We start from the raw sequence: 12,449 nt of genomic DNA, 5'->3' as shown, positions 1-12,449 counted from the left end.
CATGTTTGTTTCTCGTCATTGTTTCCAGGCCATTATTTTGAGGAGGTTTTTTTAAATGAATAATTTTCAACAAGATCTTCAAATGTTAAATCTAGGTGATTACCAAGCTACTCCGGCGGTACCTTATGACCCGAATCAATACTATAATACTGATGAAAGGCTTTACGTTGGTGTAGGAAGTGTTTTACGCTGTTTTAGCTGCTTTAGTTGTTATAGCTGTTTCAACTGTCATAGCTGCTTTAGCTGTTATAGCTGCTTTAATTGTGGAGGTCGCTGTGGTGGCGGTGGTCGTTGTGGTGGACACCGTTGTAGTGATGGTCGTTGCGGCGGTGGTGGCCGTTGTGGCGGCGGAGGTCGCTGCGGAGGAAGATAAAAAAAGTTTCATAAAGAAATACCGCAAGCCTCTACACTTTTGTAGAGGCTATTTTCATTGAAAATGAACATAACGGACAATTTCCAGTACATAAAATAATAGTAATGAAATGGAAAGATAATAGCAGCTACGTTCTAAGGAGGTTCACTATGGCGAATTTGGACCCTTCTACGCGTCTGAAAGTGAAAAGGGACACGTTTTATCTCCCGGAAGCTAACAGCGGTGTATATTTTCGAAACAATACGAGTTCGTTTCGTATGGAAGGCAGTATGATTGATAAATGGGTTGAAAAACTAGTACCTATGTTCAATGGAGAACACTCTCTGGAAAGTTTAACAAACGGATTACCGGGACCGTATCGTGATCGAGTGTACGAAATCGCGGAAACATTGTATCAAAATGGATTTGTTAAAGATGTAAGTCGTGACCAACCGAACGATTTAACGAAACAGGTTTTAAAAAAGTATGCTTCCCAAATTGAATTTATTGAAAGTTTTGTAGATTCAGCTGCGTTTCGATTTCAGACTTATCGTCAGGCAAAAGCATTGGCAATTGGTTCAGGAGATATGTTAGTTTCAGTAGTTTCAGCATTACTTAATTCAGGTTTACCAAAGTTTCAAATTAACATTACAGGAAGGAATCAGACGAATGTACAGCGACTGCAGGAACTCGTGGCACAAGCCCAAACAACAGATGCAGAGGTGGAAGTTGAAGAGATTTCAGGAAGTTCATGGCGGGAGATTGTGAAGCCGTATGATTATATATTGTACGTATCACAAAAGGGGAATATAGAAGAACTAAAACGGCTCCATCAGATTTGTAGAGAAGAAAAGAAGGTGTTTATCCCGTCTATATGTACTCAACAGATTGGAATGGCGGGTCCTTTCGTATTACCAGAGTCAGAGAATTGTTGGGAATCTGCATGGCGGCGACTGCATCGGTCGGAACTTTTAAAACAAATTAGAATTTCTAATTCTTCCGCTACAGCAGGAGCGATGCTGGCTAATCTCATAGTATTTGAATTATTTAAAAACATAACAGGAGTGAAGGAAAGGGAACAAAATAATCAATACTTTTTATTAGATTTAGAAACAATGGAAGGAAATTGGCATTCATTTCTCCCTCATCCAATAGTAGGTGGAAATACAGTAGCTACAATTGTAGACGATTATGATAAACGAATTCAATTAGATTTGAAAAGAGAAGCAACTGGCGAATTACTTCTTTTTTTCGATAAGTTAACATCAAATGCAACAGGGATTTTTCATTCTTGGGATGAGGGAGATTTGCTGCAACTTCCGTTAGCACAGTGCCGAGTCCAACCCATCGATCCATTATCTGATGGACCTGCTGAATTTTTGCAAAGTATCATTTGTTCAGGATTAACACACGAGGAGGCAAGAAGGGAAGCGGGTCTAGCTGGAATCGAAGCATATGGACATCGATTAACGACCTTACTCGATCTGCCTACACACGTACAAGTTGGTACAGGTGAAACATTTGCAGAAAGTGTATGCCGTGGATTGCAGAAGTATTTAGTTGAGGAAATGAAAATAAAACAAGCAAACCACAAGATTTCTCTAACGCGAATCCAGTTGAATACAATTGATGATGTACGATGCAGATTTTATTTACAGTCATTATCAAAAATCCAGGGTGATCCATTGATCGGATTAGGAGAGGAAGTATCCGGCTTCCCAGTCATATGGATTGGCACGAGGAACGGTTGGTATGGAAGTGTAGATATCAATATAACATTTGCATTAAGAAAAGCATTGCAACTGGCTCTTTATAAAACACAAAACCATGAAGATCCCGTAACATCCGAAGGCTTAGTCGTATCATCCGTGCTACTTGACGAAAAGGCACCTCAACTACTAAATATACTTGATGGTCATGACCAGAACTATTCTGTACTACTGCAATCTGCGAAGGAAGTATTGGATCGAAACGGAAAGCAACTTGTCATTTATGAACTTGATCTAGAACCAAGTTTAAAAGAAGGTTTAGCAGGGACATATGGAGTTGTGGTTCGAGAGGAGGAATGAAGGTGAGTGCTGATTTGTTGGTCGTTGGTGAGGGCTTGCTGGCAGACCTTTTTTGTACAGAACTTTCCTCAGAATATTTAATTGTTCGCAAAACTAATCTTGATTCAGGCATGCCCAAAACAACTGATGTAGCTTTGGTCCTGCAAGATGAATGGAATCCTTCTGTATATCAACATGCAGAAGAGGTGTTTCGGGCAAGCAACACCCCTTGGCTTCGGGGCTTTGTATCATTTGGAGAAGGCATCATAGGCCCGTTGGTTCACCCTGAAATTCCAGGTTGCACACAATGCGCCGATCTACGCCGTGTTCTTACAGGTAGACATCGTAAAGAAATGTGGGATATGCAAAAAAAGTTAGAGAACTCAGGAATAACACAACAAGAAGCATGGGCATCAAGATCAGGTTTTTTGCAAATGGTTCATCTACTTAAAGCAGAGGTTCAAAGGTTTATCAAAGGAAAACAAACTCTTCCAGAGAAGAGGCTGGGCTTCATCAACTTAAATACATTGAAGTGTTCATGGCATTCCTTCCTGCCTGTCCCCCAATGTTCAGTATGCAGTTCCATACCAGACGATTCAGCGGATTTAGCCCGAATTTCTCTTCAAAAAAGTCCGAAAGTCAGCCTGGATAGTTACCGCACACGTTCATTAGATGAGTTAAAAAGTGTGTTAGGTAATGACTATCTTGATGCTCGTGCTGGTCTGCTTAACGATAAGATGTATAATCTTGTGCCTCCATTTGCGGATGTCAGTGTAAACTTACCTTTGTTTGAAGGGGATGAAGGAACAGCCGGTCGTACAAATTCCTACGCGATAAGTGAATTGACCGCTATTTTAGAAGGCTTGGAGCGTTACTGCGGCCTCCAGCCCCGAGGTAAACGGACAGTGGTATATGATTGCTATCAAAATGTAAAAGATCAAGCATTAAATCCTCAATCGGTTGGTATACATGATGAAGAACAGTATCAACGACCAGGTTTCCCCTTTGAAAAATTTGACCCTAACCGGCCCATAAATTGGGTATGGGGTTATTCGTTTTCACAGGAGCGTCCAATATTAATTCCAGAGTTACTTGCCTATTACAGTTTAGGGTGCGGTTCACAGGGATTTGTCTATGAAACGTCAAACGGATGCGCACTAGGAGGAAGTTTAGAAGAAGCCATTTTTTACGGCATTATGGAAGTGGTCGAGCGTGATTCTTTTTTAATGACCTGGTACGCAAAATTGCCATTACAACGTCTTGATCCTTACTCTTCTGAAGATGAAGAATTAGTGTTGATGATTGAGCGGATGAAAGCAGTTGGCGGATATGACCTGTATGTCTATAACTCGACAATGGAACACGGAATTCCAAGCATTGTCGCATTAGCCAAAAACAGAAAGCAAAAAGGCTTAAATCTAATTTGTGCAGCAGGAGCTCATTTGGATCCGGTGCGTGCTGTGAAAACTGCTGTTCATGAATTGGCTGGCATGATGCTAACACTTGATGAAAAATTAGAGACAAACAAAGACGAATATGAGCGAATGATACATGATTCTTCCTTAGTACAACAAATGGATGACCACGGGATGTTGTATGGCTTACCACAAGCAGAAGAGCGCCTGCATTTTTTACTTAACAATAACACTACGATGAAAACCTTTAACGAGGAATTCAAGTGGAAGTCGAACCATGCTGACCTTACTGATGACCTTCGAGATATTCTGCAAGCGTTACAGACCGCAAACTTGGATGTCATTGTAATTGATCAAACAACACCTGAAATTAAACAAAATGGATTACATTGTGTAAAAGTGTTGATTCCCGGGATGGTACCGATGACCTTCGGAAATCACCTAAAGCGCGTAACAGGGTTAGAGAGGTTATTAAAGGTCCCTATGGAGCTGGGGTATACAACAGAACCATTGACACGCGAAAAGCTAAATCCACTTCCACACCCATTTCCATAAGAAGGGAGGCTGGAAGGATGAATCTTGATGAGTTTCTGCATAACTTGCATTTTGACATTGATAAGGCAAGCATACCAAACTGGGAAGTGGATTGGGAAGATGGCCCGCTAGCTTATAAGCTTTACTATGATTTACCCGAAATCCCTCTATCTTCAGAAATACCGCTAACTCTTGAAAGTCAGGAACCACCCAATAAACCTGATCTTAAGAGAATTGGTCACTTCCTTTGGTATGTTTATGGTCTGACACAGTTTAGCCATTCCGTTTTTCCGATGGATTCTTCAGAAAGTCAACTGGAAATCATGCAATCATATAGAAGGTTCGCCCCTTCAGGTGGAGGGTTGTATCCAAATGAAGTATACGTCTATTTAAAAATCGACGATGTACCAGGAGGGATTTATCATTACGATACATCACACCATCGTTTAGTGTTAGTACGTGAAGGTTCTTTTGATGATTATCTTACCCGGGCGCTTGGATGCCGTTGTAATCTAACAACTTGTTTTGGGACCGTTTTTATCTCTACGATGTTTTGGAAAAACTTTTTCAAGTACAATAACTTTTCTTACCGCCTGCAAGGATTAGATGCAGGTGTTCTGATCGGACAGTTAGGAGAAGTGGCAAAACGTTTTGGGTTCTCATCAGGTGTGTACTATCAATATCTTGATCGTGCAATTAATCATCTTCTTGGGCTTAAGGAGCAAGAAGAGAGTGTATATGCAGTCATCCCGCTTTCAGTTGAACCAACCAATTGGTCAGCAAAAAGTCATGGCGTGAATGTATTAGCTGCTGAATTGGTACGAGAAATACCTTCTATTCAGCCTAAACATTATGTTCGGTCAAAAAGAATAAAAGAGTTTCCAATGTTACGAAAAATGAATGAAGTCTCTATGCTCGATTCTACAGTTTTTCGATGGATAAAGGAGAAAAAGAGTAGAACGGTTGAGGGTGGAGTGTTTCCTTTACCACAAGTTAATCGCCTTTCGTATGATTTCATAACAATCTGCCGAAAGCGATTTTCACCTGACATGGATTTCGTGTTGGAAAAAGTAAGCCTACAACAACTTGCTGATCTGCTATACGAGGCAACAGCAGCTTTCCGTTATCGTAATGATTTAATGGTAGAAAAAAATATAGAAGAAACACGGATCTCTATTTTTGTCTGTTTGTATAATATTGAAGGAATTCCTAATGGGGCTTATTTCTATGACAACAGTGAACATGCATTACGTTTGATAAATCCTGGAGACCATCGGCAAATGCTGCAATCAGGTATGTCTTTAGGAAATGTAAATCTCCTCCAAGTGCCTATCACCCTGCATGTTGTCGGTAACAAGGATTATGATAAAAATACACTTGGCTACAGAGGATACCGAATTCAACAAATGGAAGCGGGAATGCTTGTCCAAAAATTATTATTAACAGCATCAGCCCTCGAAATGGGTGGACACCCGCTCCTCGGATTCGACGTCAACCAGAGTGATCAAATATACAACTTGGAATCACTAGGAAAAACATGCTTAATCCAAATCCCAATAGGTCCTCATCGACAACGACCTTGGCTAATGGGAAGCCTTCACACTTAGCGGGACAGTAGGGACAGGTACACTGTCCCACTTTCCCGCCTTTATTCTTCTTCTTTCATCTCTTTTACATAATAAATCTCCAGCCCAAAAAACCTCACATGCAAAAGAGAAATACCTACGAAATTGCTTCAAGATAAAGTATAGTATAGACGCCAATTACATAAAGTACCCAAAAAACTCAATTAGAAAGTCATAGGTTACCTTGATGAAGTTGAGCTGATATAATTGTTTTGTGCGGGACAGAGACAGAGATTCCTTGTTCCTAAGTAGGGAGTGAAAAAATGAATCTAGGTAGTCTGTACTCAATTAATAATAGAGATAACTGTCATCCAAAGGTAACGGCGTATTACTTTAAAGAGTGGAATGAATTTCAGATGATGTATCATTCTCATGAAGCGATTGAAATCATGTATGTACTTTCTGGTCAATGTATAATTGAAATAAATGGAAAAGCTTTGCATTTAAAAAAGAATCAGTTTGTTTTAATTGATAGTCAAGTACCTCATCGTTTAATCGTTAATAAGGATCAGCCATGTCGGATGCTGAATTTAGAATTTACTTTGACCGAGGTTACGAGTAGATTTCCATCCATTAAAGAGTTAGCAAAAGAGAGCAAGGAAATTCTAGGTTTACTCTCTTCTGAACAAGATTATCATCTGTTAAAGGATAATAATGGAGTTTATAATTCTCTTAGAAATTTGGTCCTGGAATTAGATAGTAAAAGTAACGATAACCAATTATTGGTATATCTCTTAATCTCTCAATTATTAGTTCTAATATCAAGAACTGTTGCTGAAGCAAAAGTAAAATCATTTCAGCAATCAGATGTTTATGTTAAAAAAGTAGTCGATTATCTTCATGAAAATTATGATTATGATATTAAAATAGAAGATCTGTCTTCCCTCACACACCTTCATCCAAACTATCTACACCGAATCTTTAAAGAAACAATGGACTGTACGATTATTGATTATCTTACAAAAATAAGAATTAACAAAGCGAAGATGCTTATTTCACAAACAGATATTCCAATTACAGATGTATCCAGCTTTATCGGTATGAACAGCAGTCAATATTTTAGTAAAGTGTTTAAAAAATATACAGGATATACACCAATGGAGTATCGGAAACATGTTTGTGATACGTATAAACGATTTGATGTGAAAAGTTAGAATAGTGCACAAACCTCTTTCAAAACAACGAGTATTTTTAAAGCGTTTCCATTCGTGTTGATGATAACCTGATGGTATGAAAAGGAGGAATAATATGACATTCAAAGTTACCTTCATTGGCGCTGGAAGTATCGGTTTTACGAGAGGATTACTAAGAGATTTACTATCGGTACCGGAGTTTAAAGGAATTAATGTATCATTTACAGATATCAACCAGGATAACTTAGAAATGGTGACAAAACTTTGTCAAAGGGATATTCATGAAAATGGATTAAATATAAAAATTCAAGCTACAACAGATCGAAGAGAGGCATTAACAGGTGCAAGATACATTTTTAACGTCGTCCGAATTGGTGGATTATCTGCTTTTGAAAAGGATATTGAGATTCCATTAAAGTATGGTGTTGACCAGTGTGTAGGAGATACATTAAGTGCCGGTGGTATTATGTATGGACAACGAGGAATTGCGGCAATGTTAGAAATTTGCAAAGACATACGTGAAGTTGCAGAAGAAAATTGTTTGCTATTAAACTATGCAAATCCAATGGCGATGCTAACCTGGGCATGTAACAAATACGGTGGAGTTCGAACTATAGGCTTATGCCATGGCGTTCAAGGCGGGCATAGACAAATTGCAAATGTGCTTGGTAAGAAAAAAGAAGAGGTTGACATCGTTTGTGCAGGAATTAACCATCAAACCTGGTATATTAAAGTGAGTCATGAAGGAAAAGATATGACTGACCAACTATTATCAGCATTTGAAAATCATCCTGAATATAGCAAAACAGAAAAAGTAAGGATCGATATGTTAAGAAGGTTTGGCTATTACAGTACTGAGTCTAATGGTCATCTAAGTGAATATGTCCCGTGGTATCGCAAACGTCCAGAAGAAATAAAAGATTGGATTGACCTTGGAACATGGATAAATGGAGAAACAGGCGGTTATTTACGCGTATGTACAGAGGGTCGCAACTGGTTTCAAACAGATTTTCCTAATTGGTTAAAAGACCCGGCATTAGAGTATACGTCTGAGAATCGCAGTGAGGAGCATGGCTCTTATATCTTAGAAGGTCTTGAAACAGGTCGTGTATATCGAGGCCACTTTAACGTTGTGAATAACGGAGTCATCACAAATTTACCTGATGATGCCATTATTGAAGCTCCTGGATATGTAGATCGAAATGGGATAAACATGCCGGTAGTTGGAGATTTACCATTAGGTTGTGCAGCTGTATGTAACGTCAGTATTTCAGTCCAACGCTTAGCAGTTGAAGCAGCAGTCACTGCAGATGACCAATTACTACGTCAAGCTATGATGATGGACCCCCTTGTTGGTGCTGTTTGTAATCCAAAGGAAATATGGCAAATGGTTGATGAGTTATTAGTTGCTCTTGAAGAATGGTTACCACAATATGAAGATGCTATTCGTGATGCAAAGGTAAGACTTAAGAGCAGTGAATTGCTTCCAACAAAAGAGTACCGAGGTGCAGCTAGATTAGAGGTTAAGTCTGTAGAGGAAATGGCAAGGAATAGAAATGAAGCAAATAAAAATGCCGGTGAAGCTGACAAAGCAAAGGAACGGCCGGCCAGAGATGTAAAAAATTCTGTACCTCTTTTATAATTTCTTACTCGAGATATGATGAACTCTCTTGGATTTGTCACTGTGACATATAGAATCGTAGTAATTTAAAAACTCTACTCTAAAGTAGGATAAAGTAAGCGGATACAAAGATAGATATATGGCAGAATAAAAAAGTGCATGAATCTTTAATTAAGATACATGCATTTTTTTATATAAGTTAAATTGTAATTAACACTAAAAGGAAATAGAATTAGACCACATGTTAAGAAATTAAGCTTTTACCCTCTGTTCATATTGCTCCCTCAGAAGCTTTATATCTTCTTTTGGTGGTAAACCAAACATGCGCGAATATTCACGACTGAATTGTGAAGGACTCTCATAGCCTACACGGAAAGCGACATCCGCTGCATCCGATGACTCGGTTAGCAACAGGCTTCTAGCTTCTTGAAGTCTTAGTTGTTTTTGGTATTGAATTGGACTCATCGCAGTAACTACTTTAAAGTGCCTATGTAATGAGGAAACACTCATATTTGCTAATTCCGCAAGCTCCTCGATCTTAAAAGACTTTTCATAATTTTTCATAATATGTTTTATCACGTCACTGATTTGATGAGTAGAACTGCCTGCTATTGCTATTTGTTTTAGCATACTACCATGCTCTCCATGTAGAGCCCTATAGATAATTTCTTTTCTGATTAAAGGAGCAAGTACTTTGATGTCATTTGGAGAATCTAGTAAACGCGCTAATCTTGTTACCGCATCAAGTAAAGGTTGATCTAATTTGCTAACATACATACCTCGTTTTGCATTTCCCTTCTTATCGGCTTCCATTTGAAATTCACGTAACACATCTAAAATTTCACTCGGTGTGAATTCAAGTTTAAGAGCTAGATAAGGAGCTTCAGCAGAGGCTTCAGTGACTTGTCCGGTAATAGGAAGGTTAACAGATGCAACAAGGTAATCGGCCGGACCGTATCTGTAGAGTTCCTGTGAAAGCAATACCTCCTTCATTCCTTGAACAATAATACATAAAGAAGGCTTGTAAACTCCATAATTTGGTCCAGTTGCATAACAATAATGGGAGAAATATAAAGACGGTATGGAAGTTAGTTGAGTTCCGTTTCTTCCCGAGTGCCTCTCAATGATTTTTGCAAGCTCAACTCTTTGTCTATATAATTGTTCAAACATAAAATCCTCCTTTGTTTCCTTATATGGTGGTTCCATTATAAAGAAAATTCTCTTATTACGTAAATAGCAGCGCGAGGATTATGCAATCATTTGATACGATCGTGATACCATTCATATTTTCAATTGCTGCATAATAAGGTTACTGAGTTATTTATATTCTATTTTATGCTCACTGTATGTCTCTAACAACTAAGAGCAAATTATAAAAAGGAAGGATGAATGAGAATTGGAAAAACGTATATTAGGAAAAAGCAACCTGGAAGTTTCTGCGATCGGACTTGGATGCATGGGCATGAGCCATGGTTATGGCCCTGCATCCGACAAAAACGAGATGATTTCCCTTATTCACTCGGCGATTGACCGAGGTGTAACATTCTTTGATACAGCTGAAGTGTATGGTCCATTTGTAAATGAAGAGTTGGTAGGCGAAGCACTTGCCCCTTTCAAAGGAAAGGTTGCCATTGCTACTAAATTTGGTATCCAAATGGAACATGGCAAGCAAGTTCTTAATAGTAAACCAGAACAAATCAAAAAATCGGTTGAGGGTTCACTTAAACGTCTAAATGTTGAAACGATTGATCTTTACTATCAGCATCGTGTTGATCCTAATGTACCAATTGAAGAAGTAGCTGGAGTTGTAATAGAACTAATAAAAGAAGGGAAGGTCAAGCACTGGGGTCTTTCCGAAGCAGGGGTGGAAACCATTCGTCGTGCACACGCGGTTCATCCGCTTACTGCTATCCAAAGTGAGTACTCCATGATGTGGAGAAGTCCTGAAGAACAACTGCTTCCTACCCTTGAAGAGCTTGGAATCGGCTTTGTTCCGTTTAGTCCGCTAGGCAAAGGCTTTCTTACCGGGAAAATTGATAAAAACGCAACATTTGAAAGCTCTGATTTCCGGAGTATTGTTCCTCGTTTCAAATCAGAGAATATCGAAGCGAATCAGGTTTTGGTCGATTTGATAAAGACGATTGCTGAAGAAAAGGAAGTAAAACCAGCTCAAATTGCACTAGCATGGGTACTGGCTCAGAAATCATGGATTGTTCCGATTCCCGGCACAAGGAAATTAGAGCGATTAGAAGAAAATCTTGGTGCAACGGAAATTGAGATAACTCCTAAAGAACTATTAGATTTAAATGAAGCACTCTCAAAAATTGAAATATCGGGAGAGCGCTACCCGGCAGAATACGCAAATAGAGTGGGGAAATAAAAGCCACGTAAATTTAATAAACAGGAGGAATTTTTTATGCAACAAGTTAGGTTAAATAATGGAGTTGAAATGCCGATACTAGGTTTTGGTGTTTTTCAAATACAAGATGAAAAAGAATGTGAACAAGCTGTTTACGACGCTATTACAGCAGGCTATCGTCTGATAGACACTGCTGCCTCTTATCTAAATGAAGAAGCAGTCGGCAGAGCTATCAAGCGTAGTGGAGTATCAAGAGAGGAATTGTTTATTACCACAAAACTCTGGGTTCAGGATGCTGGTTACGAGAGCACAAAGAAAGCATTCGAAAAATCACTTGAAAGACTACAATTGGATTACCTGGATTTATATTTAATTCATCAACCATACGGCGATGTATATGGTTCTTGGCGTGCAATGGAGGAATTGAACGCGCAAGGAAAAATCAAGGCAATTGGCGTTAGTAACTTCCATAGTGACCGTCTAGTAGATTTAATTCTTCATAATCAAGTAGTTCCTGCCGTAAACCAAGTTGAAACACATCCTTTCTGCCAGCAAATAGATAGTCATAACTTTATGAAAGGGAACAATGTTCAAATTGAGTCTTGGGGACCATTTGCTGAAGGGAAAAATAACATGTTCCAGGACGAAATGTTAGTATCAATAGCAGATAAGTATAATAAATCTGTTGCCCAGGTTATTTTACGATGGTTAACACAAAGAGGAGTCGTGGCGATACCGAAGTCTGTTCGTAAAGAAAGAATCATTGAAAACTTCAATATCTTTGACTTTGAATTAAACCAGGATGATATGAGGAAAATTGCGGCATTAGATACGAAAGAGAGTTTGTTCTTCTCACATAGGGATCCTGAAATGGTGAAATTGCTTGGTACCCGTAAGCTGGATATTTAATGTTTCTTCATATCAACACAATCAATAATAATATATTATATTTTGTGTAATAGTTAGTTGTTAGTTAAAATCTATAAAAAAGCGTGTGAATTTTATTGTGAATTCACACGCTTTTTTATTTGAATGCAATATCCTTAAATTGAGTGGAACAGGCAAAGTAGCAAAAAATCGAGATAATGGATAAAGGTATTTTGCGAGTGATTTTTGTCTATCAATTTATGCAACTACTGTTTTTTTGAGGATCTCTTCATGCTGATCGAACAATTAACTGAACAGAATACGTCAATTCTTTGAAAAAGAAACATATTTTCTTCTTATTATTCGAACGAGTTATATTATTTCCAATAAATGGTGGAACGACGAACCTGTCCCTCTGTCCCAGTGAGGGACTTTTTTTGATTTTCTGTAATACTTGGTTACACATTGTAATAAGCTTTAACATAAAACCGATTT

Annotated in this window: 9 protein-coding genes; 8 read left to right on the top strand and 1 reads right to left on the bottom strand. The window is 38.5% G+C overall.

What is annotated here, in order from left to right:
• Positions 1–55: 55 nt before the first annotated feature.
• The 6 genes from HWV59_RS14980 to melA all read left to right on the top strand — a co-directional run bounded on the left by HWV59_RS14980 (position 56) and on the right by melA (position 8,749).
• Positions 56–373, top strand: coding sequence for a heterocycloanthracin/sonorensin family bacteriocin (locus tag HWV59_RS14980; RefSeq protein WP_175639349.1), 318 nt, complete (start codon positions 56–58; stop codon positions 371–373).
• Between the two features lie 149 nt (positions 374–522).
• Entirely contained in the window at positions 523–2,421 is a 1,899-nt protein-coding gene (locus HWV59_RS14975) for a putative thiazole-containing bacteriocin maturation protein (RefSeq protein ID WP_175639348.1), read from the top strand.
• Between the two features lie 2 nt (positions 2,422–2,423).
• On the top strand, positions 2,424–4,370 hold the full coding sequence (locus tag HWV59_RS14970; RefSeq protein ID WP_175639347.1) for a TOMM precursor leader peptide-binding protein: 1,947 nt from the start codon (positions 2,424–2,426) through the stop codon (positions 4,368–4,370).
• A 17-nt stretch (positions 4,371–4,387) separates the two neighbouring features.
• Positions 4,388–5,956: a SagB family peptide dehydrogenase gene (locus HWV59_RS14965; RefSeq protein WP_175639346.1), complete on the top strand. Its 1,569-nt coding sequence runs from the start codon at positions 4,388–4,390 to the stop codon at positions 5,954–5,956.
• A 281-nt stretch (positions 5,957–6,237) separates the two neighbouring features.
• Positions 6,238–7,128, top strand: coding sequence for an AraC family transcriptional regulator (locus tag HWV59_RS14960; protein ID WP_175639345.1), 891 nt, complete (start codon positions 6,238–6,240; stop codon positions 7,126–7,128).
• 94 nt (positions 7,129–7,222) lie between these two features.
• Positions 7,223–8,749: an alpha-glucosidase/alpha-galactosidase gene (gene melA, locus HWV59_RS14955; protein WP_175639344.1), complete on the top strand. Its 1,527-nt coding sequence runs from the start codon at positions 7,223–7,225 to the stop codon at positions 8,747–8,749.
• Positions 8,750–8,980: 231 nt separating this feature from the next.
• Here the strand turns inward: melA and HWV59_RS14950 are convergent, their stop codons facing one another.
• Positions 8,981–9,898, bottom strand: a complete 918-nt coding sequence (locus HWV59_RS14950; protein WP_175639343.1) for an AraC family transcriptional regulator — start codon at positions 9,896–9,898, stop codon at positions 8,981–8,983.
• Between the two features lie 226 nt (positions 9,899–10,124).
• Here HWV59_RS14950 and HWV59_RS14945 point away from each other — a divergent pair, with 226 nt between their 5' ends.
• Complete coding sequence (locus HWV59_RS14945) at positions 10,125–11,108, top strand: aldo/keto reductase (protein ID WP_175639342.1); 984 nt, start codon at positions 10,125–10,127, stop codon at positions 11,106–11,108.
• 36 nt (positions 11,109–11,144) lie between these two features.
• A complete protein-coding gene (locus tag HWV59_RS14940) occupies positions 11,145–11,996 on the top strand; it encodes an aldo/keto reductase (protein ID WP_175639341.1) in 852 nt (283 codons plus the stop codon).
• Positions 11,997–12,449 lie beyond the last annotated feature (453 nt).

Origin of the sequence: Metabacillus schmidteae (assembly GCF_903166545.1) — a bacterium.
Lineage (GTDB): Bacteria > Bacillota > Bacilli > Bacillales > Bacillaceae > Metabacillus > Metabacillus schmidteae.
Note: the sequence above shows the minus strand (reverse complement) of the source record. Positions and strands in the feature narration are given on the sequence as shown.